Consider the following 19,592-nt stretch of genomic DNA (forward strand, 5'->3'; position numbering starts at 1 on the left):
CCCATCATCGCGGTCTATGGGGTCAACGATATGGCACCGTGGGGACACATGTATGTCAATCCTGGTCTAACAGAGCCTTATTTAATCCCGTCCCAGAGAAATCAATTAGCGGGCAGAAGGGCAAAAGTAGTCAAAAAACCCTTCCCAAATTAGCTACCCCTTGCACCGATTATTCGCCCGGGTTGATGTTCGCGTAGAACTCCGCCCCGTCGTCCAGGCGCAGGATGCCCACGCGGCCGAACTCGGAGCCGGTGGCGGCAGCGCAGTCGATGTCGATGCGATCGGGCACGCCAGCAGTGTCCTCGCCGCCCAGGCGCACGATCTTCCCGCGTCCCGATTCCTCATCGAGCCCCGCAAGACCACCGACCTCGCAATAACGCCCGAGCGACACCGTTGGCGTGTGACCGCTCACCACGACCGGGCCCTTGCCCTCGGCAGAAAGCAGCCCGGTCGACGCATCCCAATAGCCATGACGAATCCACAGCAGGTCATCGGACGACTGCACCGCGAGCATCTGCTGCAGCAGCTCGCGATCGGCACCCACCGCTCCAACGCCATCGGCACAATCGACGCCATGCTCAAGCAAAAACGCACGCGCCGCCTTCATCTCAATACCGGCATGTACCAGCAGATACGGGCGCTCCTCGGTCTCGACCACCGCGTAGAGCGGCAGCGCGGCCACCCATCGCACGAGCTCCTCGTATGCCTCAAATTCCATGTCGTTGAGCTGCCCACGCGTCGTCCAGCCACCGTTGATATCCCAGGTCTCGGCATCGAGCGGATCCTGGCCAATGATGGCATCGAGCATGATCTGCTCGTGATTGCCCTTGAGCACGCGGGCGTTGGGCAGCGAGCGCACGAGCTTAATAACGCCGACCGAATCGGGCCCGCGATCGATCATGTCGCCCAACACGTACAGCGTGTCGTCGGACGTCAACGAGATCTTAGACAGGGCCTCGTCAAGCGCACGCACGTGCCCGTGAGCATCAGATGTCACATAGATCGCCATGGTACGCCTCTCCTTGCATTGCGGCCGAAGCCCGGCGCCGCAACTAAAACTTCAAGTTGAACTTAAACGTTACCCATTGTACTCCGTTGCAATAAAGCTGGAAAGGGTTTCCGAGCAGAGGCAAAGACGGCAGCCGTCTATGACGATATCGCGCACGCCCGCAATCCAACCCCATAAACCCACCATCTTTGGGTACAAATAAGCGCAGACAACTGACCGTGCCACGCCAACCACCCAGGAGCGGACACCATCCATGAACCAGATCCTTCTTTTTATCGGCCTCGTCATCATTTTGTGCCTGACCATCAAACCCGTCGGCAAAAAACTCCCCTTCCCCACCCTGCTTATCTTCATCGCGCTCGGAATGCTGTTGGGCGTCAACGGCCCGGCGCACATCGACTTTAGCGACTACGCACTCACCGAAACCGCCTGCAGCACGGCGCTGCTGTTCATCATGTTCTACGGTGGCTTTAACACCAACATCGACCGCGCCAAGCCCGTCGCCGCGCCGGCGGTGCTGCTGAGCACGCTCGGCGTCGTCATCACTGCCGGCATCACCGGCGTATTCGCCCACTTTGTGCTGGGCTTCGACTGGATCGGCGGCCTGCTGCTGGGATCGGTCGTGGCGTCTACCGATGCGGCGAGCGTCTTTAGCGTTCTGCGCGAGCACAGCCTTTCGCTGAGGAGCGGCACCGATTCGCTGCTCGAGGTCGAATCGGGCTCCAACGACCCCGTCGCCTACATGCTCACCGCTGTGCTCGCTACACTCGCGGCCGGCGGCGACATCAACATTCCCGCACTGCTGGCCAAGCAGATTATCCTGGGCGTGGGCCTGGGCCTTGCCATCGGCTGGGCGGCGGGCCGCCTGATTGAACGCGCGCACGCAACGGCCGAGGGCGCGCAGACCATCTTTTTGTTCGCCGTGGCCATCGTCGCCTACGCGCTGCCGAGCTACCTGGGCGGCAACGGCTTTTTGGCTGTATACCTGGCCGGCATTGTGCTGGGTGCCAGCGACATCACCGGCAAAGTCGAGATGGCGCACTTCTTTGACACCCTCACCGAGATGGCAGAGATGACCATCTTCTTTTTGCTGGGCCTGCTCGTTACACCCGCACGCCTGCCGCAAATGCTGCTACCGGGCCTGGCACTCATGGCGTTTATGCTCTTTGCGAGCCGCCCCATCGCCGTAGGCATGCTGCTGGCGCCGTTTAGGACGAACCCTCGCCAGGTTGCGCTCGTAAGCTGGGCGGGTCTGCGCGGAGCAGCTTCGGTCGTCTTTAGTCTCTTTGCCGTGGTGGCCGGCGTTCCCGGCGGACACGACCTATTTGACCTGGTGTTTGTGATTGCCGTGTCGAGCATTGTGGTGCAGGGCTCGCTGCTGCCGGCGGTGGCGAAGAAGCTCGATATGATCGATGCGACCGGCGACGTGCGCCGCACCTTTAACGACTACCGCGACGAGGACGGCATGTCGTTTGTAAAGCTCAAGGTGGGCGCTGGACATCCGTTTGACGGACGCTCGCTCGCCGATATTGGCAGCGCGACGGACATGCTGGTGGTCTTGGTGCTGCGCGACGGTGCGCACCCGGTGCTGCCCAACGGCGATACCGTCATCGAGAAAGGTGACCTGCTGGTGATGGCCGCGCCAACGTTTGAAGAGCGTGCCGAAGTTACGCTGCGCGAGGTCACCGTGACCCCCCACGGTCGCCTGGCCGGCCAGCGTCTTCGCGATGTGCCGCAGGGCAAGCACCCCTTTATCGTGGTGATGCTCAAGCGCGACGGCCAAACGATCATCCCCGATGGCAACACCCTAATATACGCCGGCGACGAAGCCGTCATTGCCACGCTGGCATCGTAGCCATCCCCACCCATAAGTTGCGGTGAAATAGGGATTGAATAGGCCTCTGAACAGCCATTTCAGTCCCTATTTCACCGCAACTTATTGAGGGGATGGATTGAAAAACATTTGAATTGACACCGAAATGAAAAAAGCCGGGGGATGTCCCTCGGCATTTTTTATGTGAGCCAAGACTAAACAGTTCTCTGGAAACCGCCGGCGCCATTGCGTCAGCAATTTGCGAGCCGCTCTACCCCACATCTCGGCGGCTAAGGACTTTTCGCAGGTAGTTTGACGAACATATGTTTGCTTATTATAATTATACTTGAAAGCACCCCTATCTCATGGTATAAAGAATATGGTTCCCTCTAAAAGAGGGGCCTCCAAGAGCCGGGGTCTTACCCCCGGCATTTTTTTTGCAAAAATGGAGGCCCATCATGAGCGAACTCTCCGTCTTTGTTGACGAATCTGGCGACCTCGGAGGCGTCTCCAACTACTACCTCGTCACCCTCGTTTTTCACGATCAAAACGATGCAATCGTTGAACGCATTGACCGCTACGAGCGCGCCCTGTCGCAGTCCTCGCTTCCCAATACGCCTTTTCATGCAGGACCCCTACTGAATGGAAACGGCGACTACAAAGATCTTCCCAAGGAGCAGCGAAGGCACATGTTGAGCGCATTTCGCGCGTTCATTCAGCATCTCCCCATACGCTATCTCTGTCTGCAATACCGAATGAGCGAATTCGCCGGCAACCAAAACGGTCTCGCGGAGAGAATGAGGCGAGACCTCACAGTTGAACTTTTCGACCATCTGGAATTCTTCCAGCGATACGACACCGTTAAGATTTACTACGACAACGGCCAACCGATTGTAACGGAGGTCATTCATTCTGCGCTTGAGTACGTTCTAGCAAGGGATGTCATCGTATACCGAGAAGCCACACCACGAGCCTACCGGCTATTCCAAGTTGCTGACTACATCTGTACGATCGAGCTAACGGCTATCAAGTTTGACAGCAAGGAAGATACAAAGACTGATCGGCTATTTTTTGGAACCCGAAGGACGTTCAAAAAGGGATTTCTCTTATATCTCAGGAAGAAAAGGATGAACTGACCCGGGGTCACCAGTCGTCAGACGCTCCGCAGTCGTCATCGACGGCAAAGTCGCGGAGGTCGAGGCCTTCGCGTTCGGCTCGGGCTAGGAGCTCTTGGGGCGACTCGGCCTCGATATCTACTACGTCGAGCATGGCGGCCGGAAAGCCTACGCCAGCCGCACTCCCCGCACGGTCGAGCAGGCTCTCGCGCAGCTGATCTACATCAATGTCGATTTTCATGGTGATACCTCCCGCCAAACCAGGCCCTTACTCGTCAGTGCCAAGCTCATTCACGGCAGCAACAAAAGCCGCCACCTGCTTGTTGTCCATCTGCATGGCCAAGCGCCCCACGGGCTCATCGTAGGCGAACTGCACCTTATCGATAAAGCAATCCCAAGCACGCTCATCCACACGCACGGCGGCCTCGCAATACTGGCTGAGCTTTTTGAGTCCATACCAAAACGCATTCACATGGCGCGCAGGATCCTCATCCAGCACACCATCGTAGCGACGCCCGTTAAACTCGCGCATGCGCGCCACGGCAACCTTGAGCGAATCGCCGCCCTCGGCAGAAGCCTCATCCACCAGCTCGGGAATCGTAACCTCACGCCGAACAGTATGCCTGGTTGCACCATCGTACTCGCCCACCAGCACGTCCTCATCAAGCCGAGAATCGTAGTCCAAATAGCTCGTGCCGCAACAAATGCCGTGCGGCGAGCCCGTGCCAAACGCGCAGAATAACCCGCCGTCGGCAACAACACGACGGTAGGTCTCAAACGACTTCTTAACCTGAGCGAGCAACTCGGAAAGCTCCCCGGCATCGCACGCCGTCTCGATCGCAACGCGCGCAGGCTCGGGCAACGATACCGGCTCCACCATGCTCCCCGCAATACGGGCGGCACGCTCGGCCCGATACGCCTGCGCCGCCAAGCGTGCCCGCTGCGCAGCACCGCGCACGTTGGTAAGTTCACGCTCCAACGCCACGTCGCCAGCAACATCGCCCGCAAACCCGTCAGTGCCCTGCGGCCCGGTCGCGCTCAGCTCAGACTCAAACGTCGCTGTGATCATACCCGCAAGGTCCGTTGCGTCGGCGGCACAACGCAACTGCTCCAGCTGCGTGCACAGCAGATCGGCATCTAGGGGCACGGCATCCACAATGCGCACGTCACTCAGACGCGCCACGCCCTGCAGCACCATAGCCCCCGCAGCATTGTACGCCGCGCGAACCCTGTCCGCCGTATTGGCGCGCAGCTTTACCTCGATAAACGCAAGCGTCTGCTCCAAACGGGCCAGCAGCTCGGCCTTGTCCTCCATACGCAAAAAGGCAGCATAGCGCCGCTCCATCTGCAGCGGACCAACAATGCCCGCCTGCTTGCGAGCGCGTGCAAGCGCAGCGCCCTCAACACGACGGACATACCCGTCAACAGCCCGTACGGCAGACTCGCGCGCAGCGCGCTCGGCAGTCTCGACGTCCCTAAGCACGCCCAGCAGCTCGCGGGAGCGCGCCTTGCGCACCAACTCCCCGCGATCGTACTGCTCAAGCGCCGCCTGGCGCTTGGCTACCGATTCAAAGCCAAACAGCTCGTCGAGCAACTCGCCAACAGAACGCTCGCCCGCCATAGCAGGCCCCCTCACGCACTACGCACCAACATGCTCGCGGGGCGCCCGAACACCGGACGCCCCGCTCGCCGCACTCCTACAGATCCAGAGCCTTTTTCGCGGCGTCGACGGGATCGCCATCCATGTAGAACACCGGGCTCAGGCCCGAGATAATCTCGGACGAAACGCTCTGCAGGCCCGCGATGGCACTCAGCGGCAAAATCACGCGCTTGGCGCCGGCGTTTTTGGCCACGCGCATAATGTCCTCGAGCCCGCGGATCTCGTCCATAGAGCCTGACATGCGCAAGATTCCCGGAATCGCCAGTGCAGGCATCACCGGGCGGTTGCATGCCGCAGAGCAAAGTCCCACAAACTCGGCGAGCGAAACTTCCTCGGACAGGCCCTTGCTCTGCAGGTCGTTGTAGAACAGCAGGTAATCCTTGGAGCCAATGTGCATGCCCGGCGCCACGCGGTTCGCCAGGTTCACAAAGTTGTCGAACGCGGCTTCCAGCGTATCGCGCACTGGCTTGTTAAAGGCCACGCCCTCGTACTTAAACTTGCACTCGCCGGCAACGGCCTTGTTCTCCAGCTTGTATACGGCAACCTCGCCGCCCTGCGACCTGCCCACGCCAAATACGTGGCCGGACAGCAGCGGCCCGTCGGGAATCAGCGTGTCCTCGGTCTGTTCGGGCACGCGCACCACGTGCACGTCCTGCGGGTTGTCGGCATCCATATAGCCCAGGTTGACGTCGATAAACTCGACGCCCGCCATAATCTTGAGCTGCTCCTTGACGCGGCGACGGCCCTCGATGGCGTAGTCCAGCAGCCAGCGCACATCGTCCTTGTCCATGGCCTCGTCGGGGAACAGCAGCTTGGCAAGGCCGCTAAAGGTCTTGCGCACGGCAATCTCGTCACGCTTGTTAAAGTCGCTGTTAAAGCGGAAATACCGGTCGATATGGTGCGTAAAGTCTTTGCGGCGCATCTCCTTGCAAAACTCCGACAAACAGTCGGTGATCAGGCCATAATGCCCGGTCAGCAGGCTCGAGCGCATCTTGGGAATCTCCCAGCCCGGCAGGTAGTAATGGATACGGTCGAAGAAGGCCGAATCGTTGTTAAACTCCGGCGGGAACGGATCAAACAGGTGCGTGGTCTTAAGGACATTTTGCACGGTGTCGTTGATGTTGTCCTCAAAGACCATGGAGGCGTCGGCGTTAATCTAATCGCGGCCGCGTGCGTAACTGCCACTCGCCATGTAGTCCTTCATGATCTGCACGGCGTTGGTGTCCTTAAACCGCATGCCGGCGACCTCGTCGAAAGTCACGCAATCCCAGTGGCCCACCAGGCCCACGCGATCGGCGCGCATGGAGTTCATACGGCCGAACAGGTTGGCCGTGGTGGTTTGACCGCCCGAAAGCAAAATGGCGTAGGGCGAGACCTCTTTGTAGATGTGGCTCTTACCAGTACCGCGGGGACCCAGCTCGCACAGGTTGTAGTTGCGCTCGATGAGCGGCACCATACGCTCGATAAAGTGCAGGCGCTCTTTCTCGGAAAGCTCGCTGGGCTCATAGCCAGCGGAGCGCAGCAGCATGTTGAGCCACTCGTCGCGCGAGAAATACTGGCGCTCTTCGACCATGGCATCCAGGTCCAGGTTGGGCATCTGGATGGGAGTGAGCGACGCCACACTAAACGGAGAGTCCTCGGGTCCGCGCTTTTTGCGCTTGGCCTTGGAGCGGCGCGGCGCATCGTCACCAAAGACCTCCATGCCAAACTCGTCTTCCTCATCCACGGGATGGCGATACTCGATGCTCATAATGCACCAAATGCCACCCTGCAGAATCTTGGAATAGTCGCGCACGTACTCGGCCGGCATCACAAAAGGCTCGATGGTCAAATTGGCAAACGATGCCACGTAGATGTCTTTGTACTCGTCGAGCTTGGCCGTAACCTTGTCGATGATGGTAAAACGGCCCAGCTCACGGATCTTGGACTTAATGCGCTCGGACTCGTCGGGACGCACGTAGTTATCGGTGAGGATCCTGCGGATGCGATCCAGGCCCTCTGCCACGGCTTCCTCGTCATCGGTTGAGCAGTACATGCCCAGCAGATACTCCAACACAAAGGTGGGCACGTTGGCGCCGCGCTTCATAAAGGCCGTCAGGTCCTTGCGCACGATCTTGCCGCCAAAGTGCTCGAGCAGCTTACCGTCCAGCCCGTCCATGTCGTAGCCCTCATCCTCGGGAGCCTCGGCCGCAGCCTGGTCATAGCCATCGGTCGAGGACTCGTCCTCGGCGGCCACCGCAGCCTCAGCGGGCGCGGCAGCAGTCGCCGTCTCCGGGGCAGGCGCAGCGGTCTCAACCTCCGGGGCCTTCACGGGCGCGGCCTCAGGCACCGCAGCCTCCGCAGGCACATCCTCATCAATCAAGGGGACTTCCCACAGACCGTCGTCATGGCTATCAAACATAGGGCACACTCCTAAAAACCAAAGTCAGCAACAGGGGCAAACGAAACAGCGATGGTATACGTCTCGCGCCAAACGATCTTGCCCGTTTCGCGCTCGCGGCAGACCAGATAGTACGGACCCTTGGCCGAGAATCCATCCGCTGCACGCAGCGCAAACTTGGCATGCACGACGCGCTCCTGCGAGTTAGCAGAAGTCTTGTTGGCATGCGCCTTGACTGTATCGCTCACCTCGTTGCCGCTTGCGTCGGTAAACACCAGCTCATACTCGCACGGCAAGACCTTGCCTTGGGCGGGTTCTTCCTGGATCAAGTTGACCGAGAAGAGCGAGTTGGTCACTCGGCGTCCCTCGCTTAGCACGCGCAGCGTCGCCACGCGCGTATCGACAAAGTCCTTGGAACCCGAGCGCGCACGCCAAAATCCGATAACGGGCACGCAGAGCTCCTGCAGGCTCATGCCGCCGTGGACGTAGTTGTTAGTGCCGCCGGGACGCTTGAAGTGCACGTTCTCGCGCGGGGCAAATCCCTCAAAACCGGCACCTAAACGTCCCATGCCAACATTAACAAACATCTCGCATGCCTCTTCCGAAAGCTTGGCCACGGCCTCGTTGGGCACCACCAGATGACGCTTGCCGTGCATGACAGGAGCGTCAAGGAAGGGAAGGTCTGGCTTGCCGAGCATCTGGCACTCGTTGAGCTCACGACGCGTGTAGATGAAGCCGTGATCCGCCGTCATAACAACACGCGCGGCCGGGGCGTCGGTGCACACGCGGCGCGCCAACGCGGCAAGTTCCTCCACGGTGTCCGCGCAGGCATCGAAAACGTCATCCTGCGTAGCTGCCTTCTCGCCCGTGGCATCGATCTTGTTGTGGTAGAGATAAACGAGCCTGGAGTCTTTGAGCATCGCCTTGCGCTCGGTTCCCGCCATGTTGAGGTATGCGCTCGAGCGCAAAGCGCGGGCTGTAGGCTCAACGTGGGCAAGCACGGCCTCGCGCTGCGGAGTCGTCGCAGTGGGCATGTCGTCAGCCAACACAAACGCGCCATCCTCTGCAAGCTCAAGCACCTGGTGCGGCAGCAGCGCAGGCATGCCCACCTCGGTAATGGAGGGAAAGACCGCCTGCATGCTAGAGACCTTGACGTTGCCGCCGCGTTCGCACTCGAGCAGCGCCGCAACGTCGCGGGCAACCTCATAGCGCAGCGCATCGCTCACGATAACGACCGTTGTTTTGGCAGAACCCACAAAGGCGGGTAGCACATGCCAGTAAAACTCATCCTGCCGTGCGGGACCATCGATGTAGCCGCAATCGGCCCACTCCCCTTGCGCAGCAGCCGCCCAGCAGGCATTGGCATCCGCCAAGAACCAGTTGCTGTAGAGATTCTCCGCCCAGTCCGCCACGGCGCGGGCAGGTTCCTCGAGCGCATCGCACTCGACGGAGCGTGCCCGCAGATACGCGGTGCACATATGGCGATAGGCAGCGTCCATGGCATACCATTCGGACGTATAGGCATCCCACACCTGCTGGGACTGCGCCAGATGGAACCCACCCGCATGCGTCTGCCTAAACGCGCACATATCGGCCACAGCGACAAGCAGGTCAAAGTAGCTCTCGACACGACGGTACCAGCTTAGGTCGCAACGGCGCGCAGCAAAGGCACGCGCATCCTCAACACGGTCTGCACCTTGCGCAAACGAGCAGAACAGCTGCGAGAGCACAACCTCGTTGACGCACGGGAACACATCAAGCGAAGCCAGCGCATCGATCGGCAGAGTCTCGAACCGCGCAAAGAGCCCGCGGGCATCCTCAACTAAACGACAAATCTCAAATAGGTCCTCGCTCGATGCCCGGGCATCGGCGGCCTGGTCCCACGTACGCACCGCCTCAAGGCAATAGGGGCCGTAGGCGGGAGCCATATAGTTTTCGAGCCCCTTGAGCGCTCCCTCGGGAAGTGCGGTGGATGCCGCCGTAAGAAGCACATGGGATGCAAGCATAAGCAGTGAATCACGCTCGCGCAGCGGTCCATCAAACCCATAACAGCGCAGCATAAAGGCAGCGAGAACATCGCGCACACAGTACTTATCCACCAGCGCGGCCAGCGCCTCGGGACCCTCGTGCAGCAGCGTGGCCATGCAGCCGCGCAATACAAACGCGGGCCGCGCGTCGTCCGGCTCCTTGCCGCCAAAGATCACCGTAAGGATTCCGAGCTCGATATCGGATGCACTCGCGGCATGCGGAACGCATGCGACAAACTTAGCGCAGCGGGACTTGGCGACAAAGAACGCCTTGTGCGCTCGCAAGCTCTCGCGCACGGCATCGATATTCTCGATACCCATTTGATCGGCCAAAAGCGAAAGATAATCAGCTTGAAACCGGTCAGCATACAGCTCGACATCGGCAAGCCAATCGCCCTCAAGCCTGCCGCGCGGGCAACGACGATACAACAAGATATCGCTCGCAAGGTCATCGCGGTTGATGAGCTTCTTGACCGCAAACATGCGGCCCTCGCAAGCCTCAACAAACCGCACCGGGCGCTCAAAGTCCCCGTGAGCGGGCATGACGCTGTCATCGGCCCCCGCGCCGTCGAAACCCTCGGCGGCCAATCGCTCAAACTCAGGGGCAAACTCGCCGTCCGCATCGTGCCAAACCACCACACGACGGGGCATGCATGCGGACAACGGCTGCAAAAACCGCAGCTTAAGCTGTTCTTCTACATCGATCTTGGGCATGAATATCCTTACCGTATCTGCAGTTACTTGATCTTTGCCAGTACATCCTGAAACTTGGCGTAGTTGACCTTGACGCCGTCATCCAGGTCGATCTTAATCATCTGGTCTGCCAAGTGGTGCAACTTCTCCTCGTAGCCGATGGTCTCTTTAAGCTGGTCATTGAGCTTTTTGACACGCTTATCCAAGCGCACGCGCTCACCACGCTCAGCACTGGCAAGGGCATCGTTGGCATAGCCGATCTGCGAGCGATAGCGCTCCTGCTGCTCATGCACATAGTCGGTGCGGATGCGAGCCAACAGGTCGGGCTGATAGCGATGCATGTAAACAAGGCACTTGAAGCCGTTCTTTTTGCCGCTGTCGAACAGCCAGTAGATGGGGCGCTTCTTATAGGTCTGGCAGTGGTCCTTAAAGAAGTCCTTCAAAAAGTAGGTGCGGATGACCTCGCGCGAGGTACCCTTGCCGCCGAGTGCCTCGGCAATAAAGGCCAGGTTCTGCTCAAGCGTCTCCTCGCCATACACGGTGCGCACAAAGTCGATAAAGTAGCGCACGATGTCGTCGTCAAAGTACTCGTCATCGGTAATGGGCAGCACGTTATCGCTATCGGGCATAAAGGTCACATGATCAGAGTTGGGCATCTTGGCCAGATAGTCATCGACTGTGGCGCCCTGATCGGCCAGGACCAGCCCGTCCACATCCAGCGAATAGCGGCCAAACACGCAACCCACGGCATAGCTTATGAGCGAGGTGATCTCGTCTCGCTTGGTGCGCACGTATTTGTTGCCCTTATAGCTCTCGGGGATCTCGTCGGCGGTATCAAAGATGCGTGCCACCGATACGTACTTGTCCTCGACCTCGATGGGCACTTCGCCCTCCATGTTGTAGATCTTGGCAAAGATTCGGTTGAGCTCCTCCTCGTTAGTGCGAAGCTGCTCGAAGCGAGCATTGACCTCGGCCTTGCGAACCTTGTATTTATCTTTGAGTAGCGTGGCCATAAGGCCGTCCTTTCATTGTTGATAAGTTGTCAAGAGGCTTAAACTAAGGGACCGGAATCTCCAAGAATGCCTCGACCTTACCGATCGACTTCTGGAAAAGCTATTCACCGCATCGGACATTTGCAGAAACGCACTAGTGACTCACGACATCGCAAGTCAAACCCTGCAAACTGCATCAAGCGTAAAGGAAAGACAACCTGATATCATTTCTCAGCTCACTAGTTAAAGCCAGCTAAACACCCGGACACGAGGTGAAACCCATTAACGAATACCAGGCCCATCCTTTATCAGCTTCATCCATTTACATAGAGTCGAATTCTTGATTAAAATTCTTGCAGTGAGTCTTTTGATGTCACCTGCCGGGTCATTCTTTCGTTTTCCCGCAACATCCTCGATAGCGAACCATACATCGCCCTTTGACTTAAATGCACAGAATCTGCCGTGAGCAAATCCATTTCGTAGGTGATAAAACAAACTGAGTGTTTGATTACTTTTGGCATCATAAAAGACAGCAGACTCGAAGGGCTTTGACTCGATGCCAGCGCAATCAAACAAATCAGCATTACGCAAAGCCTGTTCCATATCACCAACAGCCGCGGCAGCCCAATATAAAGACTTATTTGAGCTTGCTGCCTTAAGTTTTTTATTCAAATATTGGGGTTTTCTCCAGGGAGTATCCCACCCGTATTCAGATACCGGAATGCTTCTGCTAGACAGCCCCGGAGCTGGAGTTTCGACAACAAAGAACCTAAGAAGCGGGGAAAGCACAGGGCCCAGTGACTTTTGAGATAGACCACATTTAACCCATGCAGGATTAGATTCAACAAACACAACCTTATTTGCTGATACTGTTTCAAACATGAATCTCACCTAAACCAAGGGGTTGCGTTTGAAATCCCAGGAGGTTTCAAACGAATCCCAATCGGTTTTTGATAGTTCGCGGCACGAGTCGACCATGTCGTTGACCAACGGCTCCTGTTCCTCGTTCTGAATGATCGGGTAGGTTGCGATTTGGCCTACCTCGAAATTAAGCGTCGGCGAGAGCATGCTTGCGACACGCATGATCACAGAGCTGTTACAAGCTCCCTGGAGATACTTGAGTGACTCCTCGTCGCTAAAAACGCTCGTGCCCGCCACATCAAAGATATGCCCAGCAGGCTTAAAACGAAACGCAATGGACCCGCTTGAAATCTTCGACCAGGTAATCGATGGGCTAAAGAAGCAGTTTGTATTCTGTGGCCTGGAAAGCAATCTACCATTCTGGTCTTTGAAATTACGGATCTCCTGTCCGTCATTCTCCCAGTTAACAACTGAGCTATTATTTCCGTACCATTTGCGGAAATCGCCGCCCTTGTTGTAGGGGAACCACTTGCAAGCGCTTTCAATCGACTCTTGAATAGATCCACAGGAATAGACGCTCTTGCAATCATCGACTTCCCACCACTCGCGAACGAAACGAGCGTTCTCGCCAGTAGCAAGCCCTTGGCGCGGCTTGCCATACTCACTGAGCTGTTTTGCGTTTCCAAACGCATCCAGAAGAGCGTCACTGGCCCAGTAGGCTATGGGGATGCCTGGGATCTGTTTAAAGGTGTCGGCGCCGCGACGGTAGAACCAGCCGCAGTCGGGGTTCTGGATCGCCGCAAGCAGCTTAAGGCGCTTCGCCTCGCTGCCGTTGATGTCGACGAGGCGCACGTAAGCGCCCTCGTATGCCGCGCGGCCGTTGTAGATGACATCGGCGGTTACGTTGACGACCTCGCCGCCGATGGCGTCAAATGCGCGGGGGCCGAGATGAGCCATCGAGACAATCGTTTTGCCCTCGATGATCGAAGAGCGCATCTTCTCAAAGCTGCCCAGGAACATCCAGCTCTGCATGGTAACCATTGCGGCATAGCCCTTATCTTCGACAAGGTTAAAACCGCGCTCGATAAAGCACGTGCAGAGGTCGCTCTTCACGTCGGGGTAGTTCTTCTTGACCCACTTGCTCATGAAGGGGTTAAAGCTGCTGCTGCCCATATACGGAGGATTCGCCACGACGCAGATAAAACGACGGGACAGTTTCTCGCAAATGGCGACAGCGCTTTCGAGCTTAGTTTTGGTCGCAGAAGCAAAAAGGTCCTCGGAACAACTCGCAGCGGCAGCCTTGAGCTCGTCGATCTCGTCCTCTGAGGGATTGAGCAGCGAACCGATCTCGCCCAAATGGCTCAATTCCTCGGCGAGCTTCTTGTTACCCGGCAGCTCGTCCTCCCCTAGCGGGATGCTCGAGAGCACGGTAACGTCGGCGCGAACGCCACGCCTAAAGAAGCGACGATCGTGCTCGCGGGCGCACATGGCAAGCGCCAGCTCCGCGATCTGTGCCGCGCGGGAATCGATTTCCATACCTGCAAGGTTTTTAGTAAGAATGAGCTCGGGAATCTCGCGCTCACGATAGCCGCGCTCCTCGTACATATGGAAGAGCAGCTCAAACGCATAGACCAAGATATGGCCCGAGCCGCATGCGGGGTCGCAGAGGGTTATCTCCTCGGGACTCGAAATGCGGATGAAGTCCTCGTGCTCAGCATCGGGCTCGATGTAATACTCCATGCGCTCGCGTAGCGAACTCCCCGGATTGTTGAGCATCCACAGACGGCCGAGCAAGTTCTCGACCATATAGCGCACGATCCACTCGGGGGTGAAGAGCTGCGTGGCGGGCGCGATGTCCGCCGCCGCTGCCTTGCGCTTGGACTTGAAGAACTCGTCTTTAACGTCAGCATTGTAGTACTGATACATCCAGCCCAGAACGGTCACGCCCTCGCGCCAGTCCTCGTCAGTGAGGACGGCATTGAGTTTGCCCACCACACTGTCAGCCATCATGAGGCCCTGGGGCAACAGCAGCTCCATGGCTCCGCCCACGCGTTCAAAGACGCCCGGCAGGCAATCGGCAAGCTCCTCGCACTGAGCAACAAACAGGTAGCGCCACAACGGTTCATCCAAGCCCGCCATCTTGAGCTCGGCTATGCGATCGGTATCGGCCGTCGTTATTTCCACGTCCAGTGCGTTCTCCACGGCCTCGCTGCCATGGCTGCCGTCCGCACGACTTAGCATGCGCATACGGCTGGGGAGCCATCCGCGTGCATCCATAAAGCGAATGGCCACGATGCGGTTGAACCAGGTGTAGGCCGCACGGTCGAGCAGCGCCTCGTGACCCACCTCTGCCTGCATGCGCAGCAGTTCGTCGCGTTGCTCAATCTCAGCCGGACTTAGGGGCAGGCCGTTGACGGTCTCGGACCCAACGGGCGCGGGTGCAGGTTCGGTGATGCCGTAGCGCACCATCTGCGCCTCCACGCCTTTGATGAGCTCCGTACGGGCCCAGGTGCAGAAGCTCTTAAGAGCAGAATCGTTCATGGTTGATGAGCCTTTCTAAACGCCATAAGCCACCGGTGCGCGCTTTGGCACCGGTGGCTCCGCGGGTTAGTTGATACGAATCTCGTCGTTTGCAGCGAGCGCCTGCATAAGGCGGGAGCGCAGGTCGTCCACGTAGCGCTCCACGTCCTCTGCGGACAAGAGGCGACTCGGCTTGGCCAAATCGGCGCGGCGCACGGTCTTGATCTTGCGCTGGGGCTTAGACGCGGGCACGGGCGCAGACGATGCGGCGCCCTTGTTGGAGATCTTCTTGACCACCTCACCCGTACTCGTGACCTCGGTGGTGCGGCGCTCGTTGTCCATTCGCATGTGGGCCTCATCCACGGCGTCGTATATCTTGTTGGTTGCAGCAACGATCCAGTTTTCCCAGTTTGCCGCGAGGGCGTTAAGCTCGTTGAGGCTCTGGACGCCATGGGCGCGGTTCTTGAACGACTCATACCTGGTGTTGGCGTCCGCGATGGCATCCTTGGCCTGCTTGACAAAACCTTCTTGGCTCTCGGCCTGCTTCCGCAAATCCTGCAGGTCGTTTTCGATACGACACAAGAACTCGTTGCGGCGAATGCCCAGGTGCTTTTTGATGTCTTCCTTGACGGGTGCCATCAACGGCTGAAGGTCTTTAATGCGGCCGTAGGGCTTTGGGTCTTTGAGGATCTCGCGTACCTTTGCCACGTTCTCCACCGCGTTGGGAATGTCATCGGAGGCATACTCGATGCCCTCGGTGCGGCTCAAGAAATCCTTGGCGTGGTCAAACGCTGTTCGTTGGTTGGACTCGAAGAACTCAACCACCTTGTCAAAGTCTTCCTTGGCATCGAGCAGGCGGTCCTCGTGCTTGGTGAACGTGGTCAAGAACGCCTCGGAATCGCTCTGGTCCTTAAGAACGTCGACCACCTCCGAGCGCATCTTCTCGCACTCGTCCTCACCGGGATACGGGTAGGCCGGCTTGATACCCGTGTAGTAGTCGCGTGCCATGGCGACGCACACCTCACGCAAGCCCTCAAGGCGCTCCTTGAGCTCGGCCACGAGCTTATCCTCGTTGGAGGGCACGGTCTTGAGATCAAACAGGTCACGCATAAGCTCGCCCGTGGCGCGCAGCAACCGGTCGCTCATGCGCACGCGCAAACGCACCTGGGCCTTATCGGCATCCTTACGCAGGAGCGACACCATGCGGCTGTCGTTAGCTTGAACCGTCTGACCGCCAAACAGCACCTGCGCGCGCTGCTCCACTACAAGCTGCGCCACCACATTTGCGATGTCAACCTCGCGCCAGCCATAGGGCTTTTGCTGGTACCTGCGCTGGATATCGCCCATAGCGGTATCCAGGTGGCGCTGGTGCTGAACTTTGAGGTAGTCCTCGACCTCCTTGAGCGCACGCGTGTTGCCCGCGTCCATGCCAGCGAGCCCCGCTTGAACGTTGCCCGCCAGAGTGGAGCGGATATCGGAATCGCTCGTGACCGGCGCGCCGATATAGTCGGCCTTTTCAAAGACCACATCGCACAGCTGCGCCAGCACTTGCTCAAAGACCTGAGCGGGTTTGGCCGCGCGGACCTCAATTATGCGGCTGTTGACCGCGCAACGTGCATGGAGTACGGCCTCGCTCAAAAGGACATCGGCCTCTTTCTCGTTATAGGCTGCCTCGCGCATCTTGGACTCGACGATCTGGCGCGTACTCGGCTGAAGCTCCTGGAGATTTCGCGTCTTGGCGTACTTGCGGATCTTGGCGGCGTTGACGAGCGTCTCCCAATAATCCGCCTCGTCGCTCAAAGCCACGATGGCTTTGCCCGAAGAAGCCAAGGCCAGCTCGGTATCGTCCGCACGGCCCAGATCGCTCGCCATAGTCGCCACGCAAAGCTCCATGCCGCCCATGCTGGCACCGTGGATTGAGCCGTCCACATAGCGGTCAAACGGAAAGTCGTTGGCCCCGCGGTTGAGTTTACGCGCGGTGTAGATGCTGTCGAACAGGCGCTTTTTGATAGACTCGATCACCTGCGCGTTATCGACCGGAGTGCGTGCGATCCCCTGCGCTATCTCCTGCTCCTCGTCGGTGAGGAAGCTATAGGCATCACCCTGGCGTGCCACGTAGTTCTCGCGCTCCAGGCGGGCAAGGGACTCCTTGACGCGGTCCTTGAGGGCGCGCATGTCCACGTCGAGGCCGTCGATCATGAAGATGGAGATGTTCTCGACCGTGGCCTTAACGTAGCCGATGTAACGAATCAGGTACAGGAGCTTGAGCACCTGAACGTCGTAGGGTTCAAGGCCCTTTGCGTCCTCGGCCGCACGGACCGCGCGGTCGACCACCTGGTTGATGCCGTGCTCAAGGTCTTTGGAGATAGTGTCGAAGAAGCACCAGAACGGCACGAGTGCACCGGTCTAGTCATACTGGATGGCCTGAGCGCTCTCCTGGAACGCGCTCAGCATGGAGCGCTCGCCCGTTGACATGTGCTTGGCCTTGACACCGTGCTTGCGCACCTCGGTCATCACGTCGGGCAGGAGCTTAAACTGGTAGCCCACAAACGGGTAGCTGGCCACAAAATCCTTGGAGTTGGCGTAGCCGGCGAGGTCGGAGCGCGAGCCACCCTCAAAGGTAAAGTTGTTTTTGAGCACGGCGGCGTCTTGCTCGTAGACCTGTGCAAGCATATCGGCCGCCGACGCGGTCTTCTCGAGCACACGGCGCTGGATGACCTCGTCCACGCTGGAGCTGGAGAGCGAAAGGCGGGTATTGAAGCGGCCTTGGATCTTTGAAAAGTCGTTGCCCACGGGCAGGCTCAGGTTGTCGATGGCCTCCTGGCTCGTGACCATCACCCACACGCGGCCACCGCAGGCGGCCCCCAGCTCCTCGACAATGGTCTGAAGGCTCAGCATAAGGCTTGGGTCCTGGTCGTTTGTAATAAACTGACCCACCTCGTCGACCATAAAGAGCAGGCGGAAGTTGCCGCCGCGGGCCGCCGCCTGAGCGTCCACGTAGTCCTTGACCTTTTTGGCAAAGACATCGGGGGCCAAAACCTCGTCCTCAGAACCCTCGAGCCAGTTCCATGCGGCCTTTTCGCTCATGCCGAGCACGCTCTGCAGCACCTCGACGACGTCATCCTCAAAGTAGCTGTAGGTGTCGCGGGTCTGGAGCCAGGACTCGCCGTTGACGCGCTCAAAGGCCTCGCGGAACTCCTGGGTCTTGCCCAGGGAATCGATGTGATCCTCGAGCTTTGCAAGCTTGAGGTCCTCGCCGTAGAAGCCGCGTGCCTCGTATAACATGCGCTCAAAGCCGCGAAGCAGCGCCGTGGGAGCCGTATCGCCCTGCTTCCACTGGCCCGCCTTGCTATCGATGTTAAAGAGGATGGCTTGCGTGGGCACCGAGCAGGCGCGCTCCATGGCAGCCGCGACCATGGGGTCGACGATCTTGCCATCAAAGTAGCGGATGGCGCTCTTACCGCCAATCTGGCGATTCTCGAGCAGGTAGCTCAGCATCTTGAGAAAGTGCGATTTACCGGAACCGAAGAAGCCGCTGATCCATACGCCGATCTTGTCGGTGCGCACATCGATGGCATCGCCGTAGGCCTTGAAGAACGTGGCAAAGTGCCCCTGCAACTCGCGCGTCACCACGTACTCGTCAAGCTCCTGACGGATGGACTCGTCTTTTGAATCCTGGACCTTGACCACGCCGTTGATGGAGCGGTTGATGTCTTTTGCAAAGAGGTCGCGAATGATCGTGTTGTCCATGGGTGCTCCTTTGGGTTTGGGAACGTTATGGCAAAGGGCTGTTACCGGCGGCAGGGCCTTGTATGCGGGAAACCGTGTTTACGAGATATCGATGGCGCGGTAGTAGTTATCGGCCGGCAGGCGGTTAAAGAGCTGGAAAGAAGAGCCGTTGAAGCTGCCCGGATAGGCGGCGACCACCGGCACATCATCAAAATCCGCGAGCATGCAGTGGAGAAGCGTGTGCATGCGAAAGAAGGGATAGACCTCGCCGGCACCGGTCAGAAGAATGACGTCGCCAGGTGCATGAGGCTCGGTTTGCTCGAGGATGTACGCTGCGATCTTCTCGGGCGAGGCGAACTTGGCCACGTCCTCGAGCACGCGTTGGGTACCGCGGCGCTCCTCTTGGTGCGGGATAGCCTTGAGGACACGGCGCTTTTCGAGAATTGCCAGCACGGCGTCGTAGAGGTTCACGACCTTGAGCGTGCACCGAAGCTTGCCGGCCTCGGCATCGCGCGCAAGGGTGTCAAATAATGCACGCGCCTCAAACTCCAGCGCGGGGTCATAGCAAAAAGTGTGGAAACCGATCTCATTGCCTATGCCCTTGTTGGCCAAAAAGTCCTCGCTGCACAGGCACTCGCGCAGAAGCTGCGCACGGCGCTCAAATTCCTGACAGGCGCGCTCGGAGCGAGCATGCGCCGCCACGACGCTCTTGCGGGAATGGATGCCGATATTGGTGGTGAGATCGGTCGCCGGGGTGATAACAGGGTCGACGGCGCTTTTGACGGGAGCCACG

Annotated in this window: 10 protein-coding genes and 2 pseudogenes; 2 read left to right on the forward strand and 10 right to left on the reverse strand. The window is 58.6% G+C overall.

Going from position 1 to position 19,592, the window contains the following annotated elements; translation table 11 throughout:
• Window positions 1-169 precede the first annotated feature (169 nt).
• On the reverse strand, window positions 170-1,009 hold the full coding sequence (locus I2H81_RS07435; RefSeq protein ID WP_195645100.1) for a metallophosphoesterase family protein: 840 nt from the start codon (window positions 1,007-1,009) through the stop codon (window positions 170-172).
• A 253-nt stretch (window positions 1,010-1,262) separates the two neighbouring features.
• On the opposite strand from I2H81_RS07435, the gene I2H81_RS07440 reads away from it, so the two are divergent.
• A complete protein-coding gene (locus I2H81_RS07440; protein WP_195645101.1) occupies window positions 1,263-2,864 on the forward strand; it encodes a potassium/proton antiporter in 1,602 nt (533 codons plus the stop codon).
• A gap of 416 nt (window positions 2,865-3,280) precedes the next feature.
• The gene (locus tag I2H81_RS07445; protein WP_117746702.1) at window positions 3,281-3,958 is read left to right on the forward strand and encodes a DUF3800 domain-containing protein; all 678 of its coding nucleotides are present in this window, start codon (window positions 3,281-3,283) and stop codon (window positions 3,956-3,958) included.
• A 7-nt stretch (window positions 3,959-3,965) separates the two neighbouring features.
• Here I2H81_RS07445 and I2H81_RS07450 read toward each other — a convergent pair whose 3' ends face one another.
• The 9 genes and pseudogenes from I2H81_RS07450 to I2H81_RS07495 all read right to left on the reverse strand — a co-directional run bounded on the left by I2H81_RS07450 (window position 3,966) and on the right by I2H81_RS07495 (window position 19,591).
• Window positions 3,966-4,178 (reverse strand): hypothetical protein, encoded by a 213-nt coding sequence (locus I2H81_RS07450; protein ID WP_195645102.1) that lies wholly within the window; start codon window positions 4,176-4,178, stop codon window positions 3,966-3,968.
• Between the two features lie 27 nt (window positions 4,179-4,205).
• The gene (locus I2H81_RS07455) at window positions 4,206-5,558 is read right to left on the reverse strand and encodes a hypothetical protein (RefSeq protein WP_195645103.1); all 1,353 of its coding nucleotides are present in this window, start codon (window positions 5,556-5,558) and stop codon (window positions 4,206-4,208) included.
• 76 nt (window positions 5,559-5,634) lie between these two features.
• Window positions 5,635-7,998 (reverse strand): annotated as a pseudogene (gene brxL / locus I2H81_RS07460) (protease Lon-related BREX system protein BrxL).
• 11 nt (window positions 7,999-8,009) lie between these two features.
• On the reverse strand, window positions 8,010-10,718 hold the full coding sequence (pglZ, locus tag I2H81_RS07465) for a BREX-1 system phosphatase PglZ type A (protein ID WP_195645104.1): 2,709 nt from the start codon (window positions 10,716-10,718) through the stop codon (window positions 8,010-8,012).
• 23 nt (window positions 10,719-10,741) lie between these two features.
• On the reverse strand, window positions 10,742-11,710 hold the full coding sequence (locus I2H81_RS07470) for a BREX-1 system adenine-specific DNA-methyltransferase PglX (RefSeq protein WP_195645105.1): 969 nt from the start codon (window positions 11,708-11,710) through the stop codon (window positions 10,742-10,744).
• A 261-nt stretch (window positions 11,711-11,971) separates the two neighbouring features.
• A complete protein-coding gene (locus I2H81_RS07475; protein ID WP_195645106.1) occupies window positions 11,972-12,571 on the reverse strand; it encodes a hypothetical protein in 600 nt (199 codons plus the stop codon).
• A 9-nt stretch (window positions 12,572-12,580) separates the two neighbouring features.
• Entirely contained in the window at window positions 12,581-15,091 is a 2,511-nt protein-coding gene (gene pglX, locus I2H81_RS07480; RefSeq protein WP_195645107.1) for a BREX-1 system adenine-specific DNA-methyltransferase PglX, read from the reverse strand.
• Window positions 15,092-15,157: 66 nt separating this feature from the next.
• Window positions 15,158-18,820 (reverse strand): annotated as a pseudogene (gene brxC / locus I2H81_RS10410) (BREX system P-loop protein BrxC).
• 78 nt (window positions 18,821-18,898) lie between these two features.
• On the reverse strand, window positions 18,899-19,591 hold the full coding sequence (locus I2H81_RS07495; protein ID WP_195645110.1) for a DUF1788 domain-containing protein: 693 nt from the start codon (window positions 19,589-19,591) through the stop codon (window positions 18,899-18,901).
• Window position 19,592 lies beyond the last annotated feature (1 nt).

The sequence above is a fragment of the Collinsella aerofaciens genome, assembly GCF_015561195.1.
Taxonomy (GTDB): Bacteria; Actinomycetota; Coriobacteriia; order Coriobacteriales; family Coriobacteriaceae; genus Collinsella; species Collinsella aerofaciens_AC.

Coding starts and splice junctions, on each gene's coding strand:
- I2H81_RS07435 (WP_195645100.1), bottom strand. CDS start 1,009: ATGGCGATCTATGTGACATCTGATGCTCACGGGCACGTGCGTGCGCTT.
- I2H81_RS07440 (WP_195645101.1), top strand. CDS start 1,263: ATGAACCAGATCCTTCTTTTTATCGGCCTCGTCATCATTTTGTGCCTG.
- I2H81_RS07445 (WP_117746702.1), top strand. CDS start 3,281: ATGAGCGAACTCTCCGTCTTTGTTGACGAATCTGGCGACCTCGGAGGC.
- I2H81_RS07450 (WP_195645102.1), bottom strand. CDS start 4,178: ATGAAAATCGACATTGATGTAGATCAGCTGCGCGAGAGCCTGCTCGAC.
- I2H81_RS07455 (WP_195645103.1), bottom strand. CDS start 5,558: ATGGCGGGCGAGCGTTCTGTTGGCGAGTTGCTCGACGAGCTGTTTGGC.
- pglZ (WP_195645104.1), bottom strand. CDS start 10,718: ATGCCCAAGATCGATGTAGAAGAACAGCTTAAGCTGCGGTTTTTGCAG.
- I2H81_RS07470 (WP_195645105.1), bottom strand. CDS start 11,710: ATGGCCACGCTACTCAAAGATAAATACAAGGTTCGCAAGGCCGAGGTC.
- I2H81_RS07475 (WP_195645106.1), bottom strand. CDS start 12,571: ATGTTTGAAACAGTATCAGCAAATAAGGTTGTGTTTGTTGAATCTAAT.
- pglX (WP_195645107.1), bottom strand. CDS start 15,091: ATGAACGATTCTGCTCTTAAGAGCTTCTGCACCTGGGCCCGTACGGAG.